General features: G+C 71.3%; 19 protein-coding genes. 16 read left to right on the forward strand and 3 right to left on the reverse strand.

Features of this window, described 5'->3' with window-relative positions:
- Positions 1-109: 109 nt before the first annotated feature.
- Together BH708_RS17140 and BH708_RS17145 are read left to right on the forward strand one after the other, a co-directional pair.
- Positions 110-1,315, forward strand: coding sequence for an AAA family ATPase (locus BH708_RS17140; RefSeq protein ID WP_076810202.1), 1,206 nt, complete (start codon positions 110-112; stop codon positions 1,313-1,315).
- A 31-nt stretch (positions 1,316-1,346) separates the two neighbouring features.
- On the forward strand, positions 1,347-1,745 hold the full coding sequence (locus BH708_RS17145; protein ID WP_256386318.1) for a DUF1648 domain-containing protein: 399 nt from the start codon (positions 1,347-1,349) through the stop codon (positions 1,743-1,745).
- Positions 1,746-1,778: 33 nt separating this feature from the next.
- Here the strand turns inward: BH708_RS17145 and BH708_RS17150 are convergent, their stop codons facing one another.
- Positions 1,779-2,885 (reverse strand): MerR family transcriptional regulator, encoded by a 1,107-nt coding sequence (locus BH708_RS17150; protein WP_076810203.1) that lies wholly within the window; start codon positions 2,883-2,885, stop codon positions 1,779-1,781.
- Positions 2,886-3,024: 139 nt separating this feature from the next.
- On the opposite strand from BH708_RS17150, the gene BH708_RS17155 reads away from it, so the two are divergent.
- From BH708_RS17155 to BH708_RS17170, 4 genes are all read left to right on the forward strand, one after another.
- A complete protein-coding gene (locus tag BH708_RS17155) occupies positions 3,025-4,083 on the forward strand; it encodes a GNAT family N-acetyltransferase (protein WP_253705378.1) in 1,059 nt (352 codons plus the stop codon).
- Between the two features lie 85 nt (positions 4,084-4,168).
- Positions 4,169-5,374, forward strand: a complete 1,206-nt coding sequence (locus BH708_RS17160) for a YncE family protein (protein WP_253705379.1) — start codon at positions 4,169-4,171, stop codon at positions 5,372-5,374.
- Between the two features lie 2 nt (positions 5,375-5,376).
- Positions 5,377-5,865, forward strand: coding sequence for an SRPBCC family protein (locus BH708_RS17165; protein ID WP_076810205.1), 489 nt, complete (start codon positions 5,377-5,379; stop codon positions 5,863-5,865).
- Positions 5,862-6,368 (forward strand): DUF1992 domain-containing protein, encoded by a 507-nt coding sequence (locus BH708_RS17170; RefSeq protein WP_253705380.1) that lies wholly within the window; start codon positions 5,862-5,864, stop codon positions 6,366-6,368. The genes BH708_RS17165 and BH708_RS17170 overlap by 4 nt, the downstream gene beginning before the upstream one ends.
- Here the strand turns inward: BH708_RS17170 and BH708_RS17175 are convergent, their stop codons facing one another.
- The gene (locus BH708_RS17175) at positions 6,369-7,268 is read right to left on the reverse strand and encodes a serine protein kinase RIO (RefSeq protein ID WP_076810207.1); all 900 of its coding nucleotides are present in this window, start codon (positions 7,266-7,268) and stop codon (positions 6,369-6,371) included. It abuts the gene before it with no gap.
- A gap of 203 nt (positions 7,269-7,471) precedes the next feature.
- Here BH708_RS17175 and BH708_RS17180 point away from each other — a divergent pair, with 203 nt between their 5' ends.
- The 5 genes from BH708_RS17180 (at position 7,472) to BH708_RS17200 (ending at position 11,720) form a co-directional block, all read left to right on the forward strand.
- The gene (locus tag BH708_RS17180) at positions 7,472-8,203 is read left to right on the forward strand and encodes a VOC family protein (RefSeq protein WP_076810208.1); all 732 of its coding nucleotides are present in this window, start codon (positions 7,472-7,474) and stop codon (positions 8,201-8,203) included.
- Complete coding sequence (locus BH708_RS17185; RefSeq protein ID WP_076810209.1) at positions 8,200-8,589, forward strand: hypothetical protein; 390 nt, start codon at positions 8,200-8,202, stop codon at positions 8,587-8,589. Before BH708_RS17180 ends, BH708_RS17185 begins: the two co-directional genes overlap by 4 nt.
- Positions 8,590-8,715: 126 nt before the next feature.
- Positions 8,716-9,996: a sugar ABC transporter substrate-binding protein gene (locus BH708_RS17190; protein WP_076810210.1), complete on the forward strand. Its 1,281-nt coding sequence runs from the start codon at positions 8,716-8,718 to the stop codon at positions 9,994-9,996.
- Positions 9,986-10,897, forward strand: a complete 912-nt coding sequence (locus BH708_RS17195; RefSeq protein ID WP_076810211.1) for a carbohydrate ABC transporter permease — start codon at positions 9,986-9,988, stop codon at positions 10,895-10,897. Before BH708_RS17190 ends, BH708_RS17195 begins: the two co-directional genes overlap by 11 nt.
- Positions 10,890-11,720, forward strand: a complete 831-nt coding sequence (locus BH708_RS17200; protein WP_076810212.1) for a carbohydrate ABC transporter permease — start codon at positions 10,890-10,892, stop codon at positions 11,718-11,720. Before BH708_RS17195 ends, BH708_RS17200 begins: the two co-directional genes overlap by 8 nt.
- Before the next feature lie 133 nt (positions 11,721-11,853).
- On the opposite strand, the gene BH708_RS17205 is transcribed toward BH708_RS17200, so the two are convergent.
- The gene (locus BH708_RS17205; protein WP_076810213.1) at positions 11,854-13,359 is read right to left on the reverse strand and encodes an amidohydrolase; all 1,506 of its coding nucleotides are present in this window, start codon (positions 13,357-13,359) and stop codon (positions 11,854-11,856) included.
- A 103-nt stretch (positions 13,360-13,462) separates the two neighbouring features.
- Here BH708_RS17205 and BH708_RS17210 point away from each other — a divergent pair, with 103 nt between their 5' ends.
- The 5 genes from BH708_RS17210 to BH708_RS17230 all read left to right on the forward strand — a co-directional run bounded on the left by BH708_RS17210 (position 13,463) and on the right by BH708_RS17230 (position 18,159).
- Positions 13,463-14,437, forward strand: a complete 975-nt coding sequence (locus BH708_RS17210) for an ABC transporter ATP-binding protein (protein WP_076810214.1) — start codon at positions 13,463-13,465, stop codon at positions 14,435-14,437.
- A complete protein-coding gene (locus tag BH708_RS17215) occupies positions 14,434-15,318 on the forward strand; it encodes an ABC transporter permease (RefSeq protein ID WP_305764390.1) in 885 nt (294 codons plus the stop codon). The genes BH708_RS17210 and BH708_RS17215 overlap by 4 nt, the downstream gene beginning before the upstream one ends.
- A gap of 24 nt (positions 15,319-15,342) precedes the next feature.
- Positions 15,343-16,518, forward strand: coding sequence for a sensor histidine kinase (locus tag BH708_RS17220; protein WP_253705381.1), 1,176 nt, complete (start codon positions 15,343-15,345; stop codon positions 16,516-16,518).
- Positions 16,515-17,153 (forward strand): response regulator transcription factor, encoded by a 639-nt coding sequence (locus tag BH708_RS17225; protein WP_076810216.1) that lies wholly within the window; start codon positions 16,515-16,517, stop codon positions 17,151-17,153. Before BH708_RS17220 ends, BH708_RS17225 begins: the two co-directional genes overlap by 4 nt.
- 79 nt (positions 17,154-17,232) lie before the next feature.
- On the forward strand, positions 17,233-18,159 hold the full coding sequence (locus BH708_RS17230; protein ID WP_076810217.1) for a bile acid:sodium symporter family protein: 927 nt from the start codon (positions 17,233-17,235) through the stop codon (positions 18,157-18,159).
- Positions 18,160-18,200: the final 41 nt, after the last annotated feature.

The raw sequence follows: 18,200 nt of genomic DNA on the forward strand, positions 1-18,200 counted from the left end.
CACATACAAGGCAGACTGGTCGCCGCGAGAACCACACCCCGCAGAACGATCGTCGGCACGAGCCGCACCGCGGCGATCACCACGCCGACCCACCGGATGGGACAACAGCATGGCCCAGCGTGATCAGCGTGATCAGCGCAGCACCAACCCCTTCACCCCCGGATTCGGGCTGACCCCGATCATCCTCGCCGGCCGCGCCGGGGCGATCGAGGACTTCACGGCCGCCCTGCAGGGCAACGTCCCCGAAGCCCGCGCCATCCTCATCTCCGGAGCCCGCGGCTCCGGCAAGACGGTGCTGCTGACGGAGTTCAAGGAGCTCGCGCTCGAGGCGGGGTGGACCGATCTGCGGGTGCACACATCCTCGTCCTCCCTGGTCGACGAGCTGCGGGGCACGGCGATCGCGCAGCTGCGGGAGCAGGATCCGGACGCGGAGTCCTCCCGGTTGACCTCTGCGCGAGTTTCCGGGACCGGGGCCTCCCGAGAGGTCCGCCAGCGCTACGAGGGGGAGCAGGAACCGCTCACCACCGTGCTGGATCGGCTCGCGGCGCTCACCGACCAGGACGGCGGCGGACTGCTGATCACGCTCGACGAGCTGCAGTCCGTGGACCGCGACCAGCTGCATGCGCTCACCCAGCACGTCCAGGACCTCATCGGGTCGGGGCACGCCGTGGCCTTCATCGCCGCCGGAGTCCGTCCCGGGGTCGACGCGCTGCTGGACCACGAGCGCACCACCTTCCTGCGCCGCGCCCATCGCATCGAGGTGGGCAGCGTCGACGTCGGCACCGCGGCCGAGGCGATCCGCATGACCATCGCCGATACCCGGAAATCGATCACGCCGGAGGCCGCTGTGCTGGCCGGCGAGATCTCGCAGGGCTACCCGTACCTGATCCAGTTGATCGGCTCCAAGGCCTGGCAGAACTGCGGCGACGCCGACACGATCGAGATCGAGGACGTGCGCAGCGGTCGCGAGGACGTCGTCGCCGCGATGATCAAGAACGTGCACCGTCCGGCCCTGCGCGGGCTCAGCGCCCGCAAACGCGAGTACCTCCACGCGATGCTCGAGGACGAGGGGCCCTCGAGCGTCGGAGACATCGCCGAGCGGATGGGCATCGACCCGCGCAACCAGTCGACCTACCGCGAGCGGCTCATCGAGGAGGAGCTGATCCGTCCTGCCGGGCGCGGATTCGTCGAGTTCTCCCTGCCGTACCTCGGCGAGGCGCTGCGGCACGAGTCCCGCGCCGGGGTGGGGGCGGACGTCGAACCCGACCGAGGCGTCCAGCGCTCGCACCGTTCACGTCGCAGCTCCCAACCATAGGCGGACGCTCTCCCTGCTCGCGACCCTGGCGATCACGACGTGGACCCTCGTGCGCTACGGCTCACTCCCGCAGACCGTGCCGACCCACGTCGATGCACGCGGGCAGGCCGATGACTGGGGCCCGTCCTGGACGGTGCTCGTGCTCGCCGGGGTGATGCTGCTGCTCTCGCTGGGTCTCGCCGCTCTGTCCGCCCACCCGCGGGCGTTCAACTTTCCGACGGAGGTCACCGCGGGCAACGCCCAGGGCATCTACCGCGAGGGGGAGAGAATGATGGTCGCGGCCCTGGTCGGCGTGCAGCTGATCTACCTGGACATCGCGCTGTCGATCATGGACGGCCCGGGCGGCGGCGTCCTGATCTGGATCGGGATGGCGGTGCTGCTGGGATCCGTGGTCGTCGGGATCATCCGGCTGCTGCGGGCGGGGCGGTAGAGTGCGGCTGCTCGCCCCGCCCCGCCGCAGCCTTCAGACCCGCGCCAAGGCCAGCGCGACGTTGTCCGGTGCGCCCTCCTCGAGGGCCATCGTCACCAGCTGCTCGGCCAGGGTGTCGACGTCTGTCGTCGGGTCCGTCAGCGCCTCGGCCAGCGCAGACGGCCCCACCACGGCGTGCAGCCCGTCGGACGCGAGGAGCACCAGGTCTCCCGCCTCGAGCCGGCGCACCAGCAGGTCCGGGGCCGTCGGGGCCCCTGCTGCCAGCGCACGGTTCAGCACCGCGCGGTCCGGATGTGCGGCGACCTCTTCTGGGGAGAGGCGGCCCGCCGCGACGAGGGAGCGCAGCCGGGTGTGATCCTGGGTGACCGGGTCGATCCGATCCCCGTGCACGAGCATGACCCTGGTGTCGCCGATGTGCGCGACGTGCAGGCGGCCCCTGTGCAGCAGTGCCGCGGTCAGGGTGGAGCCGTCCGGCTCCTCCGCGGGGACGAGGGCCTCCGCGGCGACCCACGCGGTCTCCAGTGCCACGAGAGGATCGGCCGACGGGTCGGCGTCGAGCTCGCGTTCGAGTGCCGGGGCGAATGCCGAGAGCATCCGGGCGGACAGCTCGTCGTCGCCGCCGAAGCCGTCGGCCACGGCGATCAGGACCGCGCGTCCGGGAAGGTCACGGTGCAGCGTCGCATCCTGCTGGGCGGCGCGGACGAGACCGCGATGGGCGGCCGTGGCGATCTGCCGGGAGCCGGCGGCGTGGCTGGTGGTGGACGTGGTCATGGTCGAGTCCTCCGAGGGGGATCCCCCGAGGTCCAGGGCGAGGGCATGGACGGCGGCGCCGCGGGAGAGGGCGTCGGCCTCCTCCTGGTGCCACCAGGAGCGCAGCTCGGCGACCGCCGCCGCGGCGTCCAGGTCGCAGAGCACCCGGATGCGGGCGAGCCCCATCCCGAGTCCGCGCAGCGCGGCGATCAGCCGAGCCCGCTCGACCTGGTCGGTTCCGTAGGAGCGGTAGCCGCTGAAGGGGTCGACCTGCCGCGGCGGGAGCAGCTCCGAGTCGGCGTACATCCGCAGCGCCTTCGGGCTCAGCCCGCTCGCGGCGGCCAGCTCCCCGATGCTCAGCAGCGTCCCGTCCCGGTGTGCCTGCGCCATGCGGACCTCCGTCATTCCTCGCCCGGGCTCCCGGGCACCGGGGCCGTCCCGGCTCCACCACGCTCCGCATTGTCCCTGGGGGAAGGTCAAGGGCCCCGACGCGCGCGCCCGGGAAATTCCGTCGACCAGCAGGAAACCGATGTGGTCCACTGCGATCATGCACTTCTCGATCCGTCCGCTGGACGTCGCCTCCGACCTCGACATCGCCCAGTCGATCGTGCTCGACGCGGCGCTGGACGAGGCCGCCCACGGGGGCAGTGAGGTCAGCACGCTCGAGCAGTATCGCGCCTCCCTCGCGGACAGCCCGTACTGGCGCGTCCAGCGCTGGGTGGCCGTCGCCGAGCCGATGGACGGTGGGGAGATGATCGTCGGACGGGCGGCGATGTTCCTGCCGCAGTCGGAGAACCTCGAGACGGTCTCCGTCGGCGCCTCGGTGCATCCCGCCCACCGGGGCCGGGGCATCGCGACGGCGCTGGTCCAGGAGGCGCTGGTCCCGGCGATCCGCGAGTCCGAACGCGGCCTCGTCGAGGCCTACGGCGAGATCGCGGCCGACGGGGATCCCGACGACCCGGCGGAGCCCGTGAACCGCCTGGCCCGACGCCTGGGCATCACGCGGAAGAACGTCGCGGTGTGCCGCACCCTGGCGCTTCCGCTGCCCGACGGCCTGCTGGACCACCTGCAGTCCGAGGCGGAGGCGGAGCTGGGGGAGTACCGGGTCCAGCTGTGGGACGACGAGATCCCTGAGGAGCACCTGAGCGCCTACGGCGTGCTGATGCGCCAGCTCGAGCTCGACGAGCCCGACGAGGAGGTCGAGCACGAGGCCCCCGAGTACACGCCCGAGCGGCTGCGGATCTCCGAGCAGCGACGACGGGCGGCCGGCACGCGAGCGCTCATCGCGGTGGCGATCGCCCCCGACGGCAGCTTCGCCGGCAACTCCGAGGTGCACGTCCGGCGCACGGCGGGCACGACCATCGGATGGCAGGAGAACACGCTGGTCATGCCCGAACATCGCGGGCATCGGCTGGGCCTCGCGCTGAAGGTCGCCACACATCGACTGCTGCGCGAGCAGGCCCCGGACGTGCGGGTGCTGGCCACCTGGAACTCGCACGTGAACCCGTGGATGATCGCCATCAACGAGAAGCTCGGCTACGAGATCGCCTACCGCGAGCTCGCCCTCCAGGGCCGTCCCCAGCTCTGACGCGCGCGCGACACACCCCGACGCCTCCCCACGGCCAGGGCCCCTCCGGCCTAGGTTCGTGCTCAGAGGCCGAGGGGGTGTGGGCGTGCAGGCAAGGCATCGCAGGAAGCCGCTGCGTCCGGGGCGGCCGCATGAGCAGTTCACGGTCGCGATCGCGATCATGGCGGTCATCATGTCCGGCGGGATGCTCAGTGGCCTGCTGACCAGCGTCGTCGTGCCGGATCCGACCTCGGCGGCCCGGAGCACGACCCGTTCGGGCGATCCCTCGAACACCACCCGCATGGACAACCGTCGGCGGATCACCGGGGACATCACCCCGAAGTCCGTCGTGGCGAGCCCCACGGGCACCGTGATCGCGAACAACATGATGTACAGCCACTCCTCGACGCTGTACGACGCCGAGACGCTCGAGCTGATCGAGACCGTGCCCGACGCGGTGGACCTGGCCGAGTACGGGTTCGACGACCGTGCCGGGACGACGACGGGCGCCCCCGTCGAAGCGGTGTTCACGCCCGACGGGCGGTACGCCTACGTCTCGCAGTACTCCCTGCACGGGCCGGGTGCGGGGGCCCCGGCGACCGACGACTGCCGCAACGGCGACGCCATCGGCGACTCCGCCGTGTTCCGCCTGGACGTCGAGCGCGGTCAGTGGGACCAGGTCATCGAGGTGGGCACGGTCCCGAAATTCATCTCCCTCTCGCCCGACGGGAGCCTGGCGCTGGTCTCGAACTGGTGCGATGAGAGCGTGTCGGTGCTCGACCTCGCCGCGGGCGAGGAGATCCGGGAGATCCCGGTGGACTCCGCTCCGCGCGGCAGCGTGATCCTGCCCGACAACCGCACCGCCTACGTCACGGCGATGTACGCCGATGAGCTGTTCCGGATCGACCTGGTCACGGGGGAGAGCGAGATGGTGCTGGAGACCGGCCGGAAGCCCCGCCACCTGCTGCTCTCGCCCGACGCGAGCCGGATGTACCTCACCGAGTCGGGGTCGGACCACCTGGTCGAGCTCGATGCCGACACCGCCGAGGTGCTGCGCGTGGCCGGCACCGGGCGCGAGCCGAGGACGATGGCGATCTCGCCCGACGGCCTCGCGCTGTACGTGGTGAACTACTACGCGAACACGGTCTCGAAGTTCGACACCGAGACCATGGAGGAGATTCAGGTGGTCGAGGTCGGGCAGAACCCGATCGGGATCACCTACGAGCCGACGCAGCGGCGCATCTGGGTCGCCAACTACGCGGGATCGATCGACGTCTTCGACGACACCACCCGCGCCGAGGAGATGATGTGAGCATGACCCCCGAGCACCTCGACCAGCACCAGCAGTCCGAGCAGCGCGTCGTGAGCGCGTCCCGCGAGATCACAGCGCCCGCCGAGCGGATCTTCGCCCTGATCGCCGACCCCGCCGAGCAGCCCCGCTGGGACGGCAACGACAACCTCGCCGACGCCGCGCCCGGCCAGCGGGTCCGCGCCGTCGGCGACGTGTTCGTGATGACCCTGACCAAGGGGGCCGAGCGGGCGAACCACGTCGTGGAGTTCGAGGAGGGCCGACTGATCGCCTGGCAGCCGGGCGAGGTGGACGGGCCGACGTTCGGGCAGCTGTGGCGCTGGGAGCTGGAGCCCGCGGGCGAGGGCTCGACCCACGTCACCCACACCTACGACTGGACGGACCTGCACCGCCCCGAGGCCCGGCTCCGGCGCGCACGCTCCACCACCGTCGACACCCTGCGCGCCTCGCTCGACCGCCTCGCGGACGTCGCGGAGTCCGGGGCCGAGCGATGAGCGACGCGGGCGGGAACGGCCGCCGGGGCCCGCCGATGGACCCCGACGTCGCGAAGATCGAAGGGGCGATCGAGAACGCGATCGCGCGCGGCGACTTCGACGATCTGCCCGGCGCCGGCAAGCCGCTCGACCTGCCGGCCACCCACGACCCGGACTGGTGGATCAAGCAGCGCCTGGCCGAGGACGACGTGGACCGCGATGCTCTGCTGCCCGTCGTGGTGCTGCTGCGCCGTGAGTACGAGCAGCGCGACGCCACCCTCCTCGAGCTGCCCGAGGAGCATCTGGTGCGCGAGTACGCCGCGGACTTCACCGAGCGCGTCCACGAGGACCGTCGCGCGAACCCGCTGTCGCGGATGATGGCCCCCGAGATGGATCCCGACGACGCCGTGGCGCGCTGGCGGGAGCTGCGTACCGCGACGGCCGATGCCGAACCCGTCCGCGCCGAACCCGCCGAGGAGCCGTCGCGACGCCGGCGGTGGTGGCCGTTCGGGCGACGGCGCTGATCACGGAGCCCGCCACGTGCCGAGAGCGGCCTCGGCCCACTCCTGCGGATCCGCCGCAGCATCCGAGGCCCCGTTCGCCCGCAGCCAGGCGCACACGTTGTCGCAGTCCCGGCGCAGGAACTCGGGACCGTTCGGGTTCCCGATCAGGTCGATGACCTGCGGGACGTCGATGATCACCGGCTCCGCCTCACCGCCTCGGGCATCGATCAGGATGTTGTAGGGGGAGAGGTCGCCGTGGACCAGGCCCAGCTCGGCGAAGTCCAGCACCACCTCGCGCAGCGTGCGGGCCCAGTGCTCGGCCTGTTCGGGGGACGGGGCGGTCTCCTGGAGTCGGGGCGCGGCGACCGCCCCGTCGGCGCCGTCGGTGCCGATGAACTCCATGCACACCTCGGTGCCGACGATCTGGACCGGATAGGGGACGGGCAGCCCGGCCGAGAACAGCTGACCGAGCACGTCGAACTCGGCACGGGCCCACTGCGCCGCGGCGACCTGGCGGCCGAAGGCGGTGCCCTTGGCGACGGCGCGCGCCTCGCGGGAGTCCTTGCCGCGTCGGCCCTCCGTGTACCGATGGGAGCGGTGGAAGCTGGAGTGCTCGGGGGAGCGGTAGCGCTTGGCGACCAGCAGGGTCGCCTCCCCGGCGGCTCCGGTGCGGTGCTCGGTCGGCAGGGAGCGCGCGAGCAGGAAGGCGTCGGCCTCCTTGCCGGTCTTGAGCACGCCGAGCTCGGTGTCGATCGCCCCGTCGTGCTGGACCACCCAGTCGGGGAAGGGCTGCGGGCCGCGGTCCAGCGTGTGGGCCGTCTCGGGCCAGGTGGACCAGCGCTGGTCGTCGTCGAGCTCGGCGACGGTCATGGTGAGCAGGGAGCGGGCGAAGAAGGCGTCCCGATCGAAGGACGGTGTCATGGGGTCTCCTGAGGGAGGACCTGCGAGATGCTCAGCAGGTCGGGACGGACGGGAGGACGGCAGGGGTCGGCGCGGTGACAACCATCTGGTCCTCCTTCCCTCAGGGCTCCGGGTCGAGCCGTCCTCACGGTATACGGAGGATCGGAGGGAGGGCGAGCGAATATTCGTGGGCGGGCCCGCCGGCCCTTCCCTACACTGGCCGCATGTTCCTGGAGAACCTGGGCATCGACGCCGACGACCCGATCCGCCGCGGCCGCTTCTGGGATGCGGCGCTGGGCACCACCGCGATGACGGTGGACCCCGACATCTACGAGACCCGCCTGGACATCGACGGCGACGCCTACCTCGACCTGTGCTTCGTACGGGTGCCCGAGCACCCCGCCTCGCCCCTGCGGCTGCACGTCGACCTGCGCGGCGGGGAGGGGCAGCACGAGGTGGCCGAGCGTCTGCGGGGACTCGGGGCGCGCGATCTCGACATCGGCCAGGGGGACGTGCCCTGGATCGTGCTCGGCGACGTCGAGGCCGTGGCGTTCTGCGTGATGGAGGAGCGGGAGGAGTACACCGACACCGGTCCGCTCGCCGCCCTGCCGCTGTATGTCGCCGACCCGCAGCGCGAGGGGGACTTCTGGGCGTGGCTGACCGGCTGGGTCGATGCTCCCGGCCAGGCGCCGCGCACGCTGCGGCACCCGTCATCGCGGGGCCCGCTGCTGGCGCTGTACCCGGAGCCCGAGCCGAAGCGCCCCGGCGCCAAGAACCCCATCCACCTGGACATCCGCCTCGAGCCCGAGGACGACATCGAGAAGATCACCGCCGAGATCGCCGAGCGCGGCGGCCGGGAGCTGCACCCCGGTTGGGGCGAGCTGCCCTGGCGCATCTACCAGGACCCCTCCGGCAACGAGTTCTGCCTGCTGCCGGCTCCGGGAACCGCCTCGTGAGCGGTGCGCGCGGGACCGCGGCGTTCCTGTCCGTGCTGCTCGGTGGGGCCGGTGCCCTGCACCTGGTGCGCCCCGCCCCCTTCGACAGCATCGTCCCGCCGGCGCTGCCCGGACCGGCTCGGGGGTACACCTGCGCCTCCGGTGTGGCCGAGCTCGTCGTGGCCGGACTGCTCGCGATCCCGCGCATCCGACGCCGCGGCGGTCTCGCCGCCGCGGCCCTGTTCCTCGCCGTGTTCCCCGCGAATCTCCAGATGGCCTACGACCGGCGGCGCGCCTCCCCGGGCAAGCGGGCGATCGCGCTGGGGCGCCTTCCCCTGCAGGGTGTGCTCATCGCTCAGGCCCTGCACGTGGCCCGCACCTCCACGGGGACCTCAGCAGCGTCCTGACCACTCCGGACGAGGCGGTGGCGACGCGCCACCCGCCACCCACGCCCACGTCGCGGACACCGCGTTGGTGAAAGCTTCTACATGCTCTACGGTGGGCGATCGTCCGTCCGGTCCGAAGGAGCACCAGTGATCACCAGACGTACCGTGCTCGGCGCCGCCGGGCTGGCGGGGACCGCTCTCGCCAGCGGCTGCGCCGGCGACCCCGAGGTCGATCGCGCGCTCGGCCCGCCGGCAGGTCCCGGCGACTCCGGCGCGATCACGTTCCAGATCTGGGACAAGGCCCAGGAGCCTGCGATGCAGCAGATCATCGACGCCTTCCACGAGCATCACCCGAACATCTCGGTCACCATGAGCTCCGCAGCCTTCGCGAGCTACTTCGAGCGGCTGCGGATCCAAGCGACCGGCGACGACCTCCCTGATGTGTTCTGGATCAACGGGCCGAACTTCGAGCTGTACGCCTCGTACGGGATGCTCCAGGACCTCAGCGACCTCGAGGGCTTCGACCCGGCGAACTACCCGCCCAACCTCACCGAGCTCTACACGTATCAGGGAGCGCCGTACGCGATCCCGAAGGACTTCGACACGATCGCCCTGTGGTACAACCGCGATCTGCTGCACCGCGCCGGAGTCGACGAGCCCACCGACAGCTGGAGCTGGCAGGAATACCGCGACGCCTCCGAGGCGGTGACGCGAGCGCTCGGTGCCGAGCAGGTCTGGGGCAACCCGGGCGGCGTCGCGAACCAGGCCTACATCTACCCGCTGATCATGCAGGCCGGAGGGTTCATCGTCGATGAGGACAAGACCCTCTCCGGATACGACAGCCCGGAAGCGATCGAGGCGTTCTCCTTCCTCGACGGCATGATCCAGGACGGCATCGCTCCGGGCGTTCGCTACACGGCGGAGAACTCGCCGAAGGACCTCTTCAACAGCGGTCGCGCCGCCCTGTACCAGTCCGGGAACTGGGAGGCAGCGCTCTTGAAGGACTCACCGGTGCGGGAGCATCTCGGAGTCGCGCCGCTGATCCACGGCGCCCATGACGCCAATGTCATCCACGGCATCGGGTACGCGATGTCCGCCCGCAGCCACAACAAACCGGCCGCCTCGGCGTTCCTCTCCTTCCTCGGCTCCGAGGAGGCGAACCGCATCCAGGGTGCGGCCGGCGCCGCCAACCCTGCCTTCCTCGGCACCAACGACACCTACATCGAGGCGCTGCCGGAGTTCTCCCTCGACGTCTTCGTCGATGCGGCGGAGACCGCGAGGCAGTACCCGGCCTCGCAGAACACCTCTGCGTGGTTGCAGCTGGAGGAGCTGCTGTTCCCGAAGATCCTGAGCGGGGACGGGGAGCTCGAGAAGCACGCACAGGATCTCGCCGAGAGGATGAACGGAGTGCTCGCCGATGAGTCATGACGCCGCCCCACCGAGGAGGCGCCGACGGCGCGGGCGAGACGGCTACTGGCCACTGGTCTTCCTCGCCCCGCTCATGATCGGCGTGGTGGCCTTCTATTTCTGGCCGATCCTGGCGACGGCGCTGAACTCCTTCGCGAGCTTCGACCCGTTCGGCGGCCGCACGTTCGCCGGCCTGGAGAACTACAGGACGCTGCTGAGCGATTCCTTCATCCCCCGAGCGGTCCTCAACACCGCTGTCTACACCGCGATCGTGCTGCTCGGCATCCCGATCGCCGTGGGGATCGCGTCCTTGCTGACCCAGAAGGGACTGCGATTCTCCCGCTTCTACCAGGTGCTGTTCTTCCTGCCGGCGGTCTCGATGCCCGTGGCCGTCGCCCTGGTGTGGCGGATGATCTTCAACCAGGAGTTCGGCGTCATCAACTGGGCACTGTCCGTGATCGGCATCGAGGGCCCGTACTGGACCACGGCTCCGTGGTGGGCGCTGCTGGCCGTGTCCGTCGTCGGCCTCTGGTCGAGCCTGCCGCTGGCCGTGATCATCCTGTCGGCCGGGCTGCAGGGGATCCCCGGTGAGCTGTACGAGGCCGCCCAGCTCGACGGAGCCGGATCGCTGCGACGGTTCCTCGCGGTGACGGTTCCCCTGCTGACCCCCAGCATCTTCTTCCTGATGGTCATCACCGCGATCAACGGCTTCCAGCTGTTCGATCTGCTGTTCGCGATGATGGGCCAGGCCAATCCGGCGATGGCCGACACCCAGTCGCTGGTCTACCTGTTCTATTCGGAGGCGTTCCGACAGCACGACCAGGGGTACGCCTCGGTCATCGCTCTGCTGATCCTGGCGATCATCGGGGCGTTCACGCTGGTGCAGTTCCGGGTGCAGAAGAGGTGGGTCCACTATGACTGAGACGCGCAGGACTCGTCCCCGCTACGCGACCCACGCGGCGCTGCTGATCGGTGGAGCGGTGATGGTCTTCCCCTTCGCGTGGCAGCTGGTCATGTCGCTGTCCACACACGCCGAGGTCACCTCGGTGCCGCCCACGTGGGTCCCGGAGAAGCTGCAGTGGCAGAATTATCCGGCGGTGTTCGAGCAGATCCCGTTCTTCAGCCAGTTCGTCACCACGGCGGCGGTCACCCTCGCCCGCGTCGTCGGCCAGCTGCTGCTGTGCGCGATGGCCGGGTACGCCTTCGCCCGGATGGAGTTCCGCGGCAAGACCGTCCTGTTCGGTCTGGTGCTGTCGATCCTGATGGTGCCCTACCAGATCTACCTCATCCCGCAGTACGAGATCATCCAGGAGCTGGGGTGGCTGAACACGGTGGCGGGCATCGCCGCTCCCGGCATCTTCAGCGCCTTCGGCACCTTCCTCATGCGTCAGCACTTCCTGGGCCTGCCCCGTTCGCTCGAGGAGGCTGCGCGCCTGGACGGTGCGAACCCATGGCAGACCTTCTGGCGGATCATGTTCCCGCTGAGCGGGCCGTCGCTGAGCGCCGTCGCCATCCTCACCGCGCTGGCCTCGTGGAACGACCTGATGTGGCCGCTGATCGTGGCGACCTATGACGACCGCACCACCCTCGCGGTGGGACTGTCGACGATGCAGGGACAGTTCACCACGGACTACCCGGTGATGATGGCCGCGAGCTTCATGGCCATGCTTCCCCTGATGATCCTGTTCATCGTGCTGCAGCGTCGGGTCGTCGAGGGATTGGCGCATTCCGGGATGAAGGGCTGAGGCCGGAGGACGCAGCGGTGGTGCTCGCCCGCCACGGCAGGAACACCCCGGACAGCACCAGGCGGTGCAGACCGGGCCGAACACGCCGGCGATCAGCAGCAGGAACGTCGAGCGCCGACGTCCGACCCAGGAGTCAGGTCGATCGCCCCGCGACCACCGTCGCCAGCACCGCCGTCTCCCGCAGCCGCTCCGCGGCCTCCCGGGCGGCGGCCTCGACCATCGACCCGTCGGCCCCGAGCGGCAACTCGGCGAAAGGGTCCTCCTCGAGCAGCACCACGTCGCCGCGCCCGCCGACCTCCAGGGACGTGATGCCGTCGGTCGAGGCGGCGAGGGCCTCGCGCGGCTGCAGCTGCTGCTCGCGGTGCCAGCCGGGACGCTCGTCCCCGCTGCGGTGCACCGCGGCGGCCATCGCCAACCACGGATCCATGGGGGCGACGGGGGCGTCGGACCCCATCGCCAGCGGCACGCCGGCGGCGAGCAGGTCCCGCAGCCGGAAGGCCCGGGCTCCGCGGCCCGGCCAGACGCTCTCGGTCACGTCGCGGTCATCGAGCAGATGTGCGGGCTGGACCGAGGCGGTCACGCCGAGGCGGGCCATGTGGGCCACGTCGTCGTCGGTGAGCATCTGGGCGTGCTCGATCCGCGCCGCGATGCCGACCTGACCGATCGCGGTGAGGGCGAGCTGCGCGGCGGCATCGCCGATCGCGTGGACGGCCGCGGTGAGCCCCTGGTCCTGAGCCCGCCCCAGCGCGGCGCCGAGCTCGTCCGCGCCGTAGCTCAGCACGCCCCGGCCGGCGTAGCCGTGACCGTCGGTGTACGCCTCGCGGGTGTAGGCCGAGTGGGAGCCGAGCGCCCCGTCGACGATCACCTTCAGCGGCCCCATGGTCACCAGGCCGGTCTCGTCCAGGACGGTGCCCGTCGGCCCCGGGGCGTGCGCGAGCTCGGCGGGATAGACCGCGGTGCGGATCCGCATCCGCGCCCCGCGCGAGCGCCAGACCTCCCAGGGCCGGCCCCACTCCATGTCCACGAGGCCGACCACCCCGCGATCGAGCGCCTGGCGCTGCATCATCGCCGCCCCGGTCGCGACGGCATCGGCCACCCCGGGCAGCTCGGTCAGCCGCGGGGCGAGGTCGAACCATTCGTCCTCGGCGACGATCCCGTCGCGCGGCGGCAGTCCCAGCTGCTCCAGCGCGGCGGTGTTCAGCCAGGCGTGGTGGGCGTCGCCCCCGATGAGCACCGTGGGGACGCATCCGGTGGCCTCGTCGAGCGCCGGGACCGTCGGCGGCACCGCGAAGTCCACCAGGCGGTGGCCGAACCCGATCAGCGCCTGCCGCGGGTCGGTGCGCGCGTCCCGGCGTGCGCCGAGCTCCCCGCGCACCAGCTCCAGGATCACGCCGACGCTGTCGGCTCCGCCGGTGTCCAGCCGCGCGTGAGCCTGGGCGAGCTGACCGGTGTGGACGTGCTGGTCCCACAGCCCCGGCAGCGCGAGCGCCCCGCCGCCGTCGAGGACCTCCTCACCGTCGGCCCGGGCCAGGCCCGGGGCGATCTCGACGATCGCCCCGTCGCGGAGCCGCAGGTCCACGAGACGCTGCGGAGCCCCGCCAGCGGCGGCATCGAGGGGCCGCACCTGTCTTATCAGCACCGATCCAGACTAGTCGGACGAGGCGACATCATGACGACTGTCATGGGTGCGAGATGATCGCCGGCCCTGGGTCCGCCCGGCCCCGCGCGGGAGGCTCGGGACCATGAACACGACGACCGTCCCCGCCCCCGCCCCCGGCACCGACGAGGCCCCGCCCGCTCCCGCGATCCGACTGGACACCGTCACCAGGAGCTACGGGAAGATCCGAGCCCTCGACGGTCTCGACGTCGAGATCGGCCCCGGCGAGATCGTCGCGCTGCTGGGGCCCAACGGCGCCGGCAAGTCCACCGCCATGGAGATGATGGTCGGGCTCGCCCGGCCGGACGCCGGCGAGGTGGCGATCCTCGGCACCGATCCGGTCACAGCCACCCGCACCGGGCTGATCGGCACCATGCTCCAGGGAGGGGCGATGCTGCCCGACCAGACGGTGCGCTCCATGCTGCGGATGCTCCACGCGCTGCAGGCCCATCCGATGCCGCTGGCCGAGGCGGCGGAGCAGGCGGACATCACCGAGCTCCTGTCCCGCAAGATCGGCGCCCTCTCCGGAGGTGAGGCCCAGCGCGTCCGCTTCGCGATCGCCCTGCTCGGCGACCCGCAGGTGCTGCTGTTGGATGAACCGACCGTCGGCATGGACATCGCAGCGCGTCGCGCCTTCTGGGACCAGATGCGCTCCGTCGCCGCCACCGGCCGCACCATCGTCTTCGCCACCCACCACCTCGACGAGGCGGAGCGCGAGGCCGCTCGTGTGGTCGTCCTGGACCGCGGCCGCGTGGTCGCCGACGGCACCGGCCCCGAGATCGCCGCGGTGGTCGCCGGGCGCGTGATCACCGTGCGCGGTGTCGACGCCGCCCGGATCGCGCGGCTGCCGGGGATCGAGAGCGCCGGGCCCGACGAGGCGGACCCCGAGCGGGTCCGCGCCGTCTGCACCGATTCGGATGCCGCGCTGGCCGCCCTGTTCTCCACGGACCTGGCCTCCGCCGTCCACGACGTCCTGGTCTCCGCGCCGGGACTCGAGGAGGCCTTCCTGCGCATCACCGACCACACCGCGGACGAGGCCTCGGAAGGAGCCGATCGATGAGCCGCACCACGGTCCCCGCCACCGCCACGACCACCGCCCCGAGCACCACGTCCAGGAGGAGCGATCCCATGTCCGCCCCCGCAGAGTCCGCCGTCCTCAGTTCCGCCTCCGCCCCCGTCGCCCGCACGTCAGCAGCCCCGTCGGAGACCACGCGGATCGTGCGGTACGCGCTGCACACCACCCGCATGACGGCCACCAACGTCATGTTCATGGTGTTCACCATCATCATGCCCGTGGGTATGTACCTGCTGTTCTCGATGATGTTCGGCGACCAGTCCGGCGGGCAGGTGCGCGGCATGATCATGGTCAACATGGCCGCCTACGGCGGTCTCGGCGCCGCGGTCACGGCCGGTACCCAGATCCAGGAGGATCAGCGCAACGGCTTCCTGCGTCAGCTGATCGTCGCGGGGCTGTCCCCGCGCTCCTTCCTCACCGGGTCCGTGATGGCCGCCAGCGCGGTGATCATCCCGGCCCTGCTCGCCGTGGGCCTGGTGGGACTGGCCACCGGGGTCGAGGTGGGCCCCGGCCCGTTCCTGGCCACGCTCGCCGTGCTGTGGCTCGGACTGCTGCCCACGATCCTGGTGGGCATCGTGCTCGGCATGGTCCTCAAGGGCGGCGCCGCGATGGCCGCCGGCGTGGTCACGATGATGGTGATGGCCATCTTCGGCGGGCTGTGGATGCCGCTGGAGATGTTCCCCGGCTGGATGCAGACCGTCGGCCACGCGATCCCGACCTCCTGGATCTCGTCCCTGGGCGGATGGGCCCTGTACGGCGGCCAGCCGCCGGTGACCGGAGTGCTGGTGATCGGCGCCTGGACCCTGGTCCTGGTCCTGATCTGCTCGGTGAGCATGTCCCGTGCCGTGGGCCTGACCCGGCGCTGAGGCGACGCTGACACAATGTCGCTCATGATCACCGGCGACGAACCGGCCTGGGGGACCCGGGCGCGCGGCGGCGAGGGGACCGCCGCGGCTCGGCGCCTCACCCCCCTCGCGATCCACCGCGCCGCCGTCGAGTCCGGAGGGCTGGCCTTCGCCCCCCCCCCGGTCGTCTTCGTGGCGATCCCGATCGCCTTCGCCTGGGCCAGCGCCCCCGGCCCCTGGGCCGCACTCGTGACCGTCGCGATGCTGGTCTACGGGCTGCTGTTCGTCTACTGCACCGGCATCGGCCTCTATCCGCAGCCCGTGCGCCTGGCGTGGTTCACGGCGTGCACCGCGCTGCTGCTGGCGCTGATCCCGATCCTCGGCGAGAACGTGCTGTACATGGTGATGTTCCAGGCCATGACGCACGTGCTGCTGCTGCCCTGGAGATGGGCACTCCCGACGATGATCGCCATGAGCCTGACGGTGTTCGTCATCGCGCTCGTGCTGGGGATCTACGTCGCGGCGGGGCTGGCCGGGATGGGCATGCTGATGAGCTGGGGCATCGGCTACGGCATCCGCCAGCAGGTCCTGCAGGAGGAGCTGGAGGCCGCCCAGTCCCGCAACGCCGTGCTCGCCGTCGTCGCCGAGCGCGAGCGCATCGGCCGCGACCTCCATGATCTCGTCGGCCACTCCCTGACCTCGCTGACCATCTCCGCGCAGCTCGCCCGGCGTCTGGTGGAATCCGATCCCGACGCCGCCCGCGAGCAGCTCGAGCACATCGAGGTGACGGTCCGTCAGGCGCTCTCGGACGTGCGCTCGACCGCCAGCGGCATGCAGCACGTGCGTGCCGCGACGGAGATCGCCTCGGCCCGCACCGTGCTGGCGACCGTCGGCATTCAGGCCGAGGTGCCCACCGCGCTGCCGCCGCTGTCCGACGAGCTCGCCGAGCTGTTCGGGTTCGTGATCCGCGAGGGCGTCACCAACATGGTCCGCCACTCCCGCGCCACCCGCGCCACGATCACCGTCGAGGAGGATTCCGTGACCGTCGCCGACGACGGCGTCGGCATCGCGGATTCCGCCGTCCGTTCCGGCCTGCGGGGCCTCGAGGCCCGCCTCGCCGTCGCCGGCGGCGGCCTCGAGATCACCTCGGACGAGCGGGGGACCACGCTGCGCGCGACGATGGGAGAGCCGATGCGAGCGCCGAGAGGGGAGAACACATGATCCGCCTCGTGGTCGCCGACGACCAGTCCATCCTGCGCTCGGGGCTGGTGGCGCTGCTGCGCCTCGAATCCGATCTCGAGGTGGTCGCAGAGGCGGCCGACGGGGCGAGCACGCTCGCCGCCGTGGCCGAGCACCGCCCCGACGTCCTCCTGCTGGACGTGCAGATGCCTGCCGGCAACGCCGCCGATGGCAGCGCCGGACCGGAGGACGGCATCGCCGTCGCCCAGGCCCTGCAGGAGGTGGACGCTGACGGTCCCCGCATCATCGTGCTGACCACCTTCGGCCGGGCCGGGTACCTGCGCCGCACCATGGAGGCCGGTGCCCAGGGGTTCATGGTCAAGGACACCCCCGTCGAGCGTCTGGTCGATGCGATCCGCCGCGTCCACCAGGGCCTGCGCGTCGTGGATCCCGAGCTCGCCGCCCAGTCCCTCGCCGTCGGCCCCAGCCCGCTGACCGCGAAGGAGACCGCGGTGCTGCAGAGCGCCGCCTCCGGCATCACCACCGCGCAGATCGCCACGTCGCTGTTCCTCAGCGAGGGCACCGTGCGCAACCACGTCTCCGCCGCGATCGGGAAGCTGGGCGTGAGCAACCGCGCCGAGGCGGTGAGGACCGCCTCGGACAACGGCTGGATCTGACCGGCTGGATCTGGCCGGCTGGAACGGCCGGGGGCGAATGGACGTGCACGTTCCCAGAGCGGCCGCGTAACCTGCCGGGGTGCATACGATCGAATCCCTGCTGGGCCTGCTGATCCAGATCAGCGTCCCGGTCTTCGCGATCGCGTCGATGCTCTCCATGGGCCTGCGCACCCCGCTGCGGGCCTTCCGCAACCAGCTGCGCGACCGCCGCACCGTGTTCTCCGTGCTCGGAGCCAACTTCGTGGTGGTGCCGGCGGTCGGCACCCTGCTCGTCTGGATCCTCAACGGCCTGCTGCCGTACCAGACCGGGGAGGGTTTCATCATCGCGCTGTGCGCGGCCGGCGCCCCGTTCGTCCTGCAACTGGGGGCGATGGCCCGCATCCCCTACGGGGAGACCGCCGGCCCGATGGCGGTGCTGCTGCTGGGCTCGATCGTGTTCATGCCGCTGGTGGTGCCCTTCGTGCTCCAGGACGTGGAGGTCGACGGCTGGGCGGTGGCCCGGCTCCTGCTGGGCACCATGCTCTCGCCGATGATCGCCGGCATCGTCATCGCGGCCGTGTGGCCGAAGCGGTCGGACCAGTTCGCGCGCGTCGCCGGCAGCGTCGCCGCGGTCTCCGCGGTGCTCATGTTCCTCTCCGGTTTCGGCTCCAACACCGGCCTCGTGCTGAGCCTCGTGCTCTCCCCGGCGATGCTGGTCGCCGTCGGCCTGGTGGCGATCGCCTTCGTCGCAGGGCGCATCTCCGGGGACCTCGCCGGGGACACCCTCACCGTCGACGACGGGCCCGCGATCCTCACCAGCCAGCGCAACATCGCCGCCGCCCTGCTCGTCGCGCGCACCGGCGCCGGGGACGGCTCCATCGTGGTGGCCATCCTGCTGCTGAGCGCCGTCGGCTTCGTGATGCTCGTGCCCTATGCCCTGGCCGCCGGGGTGATCCGCCGCCGCAGGCAGGGGGAGCGCGCCACCCTCGGTGTGCTGCTGGGTGTGGTGGGGCCGAAGTCCGACTGATCCGACTGCTCCAACCGCCTGACCGCCTGACCCCGAACCTC

The organism is Brachybacterium sp. P6-10-X1 (genome assembly GCF_001969445.1).
Lineage (GTDB): Bacteria > Actinomycetota > Actinomycetes > Actinomycetales > Dermabacteraceae > Brachybacterium.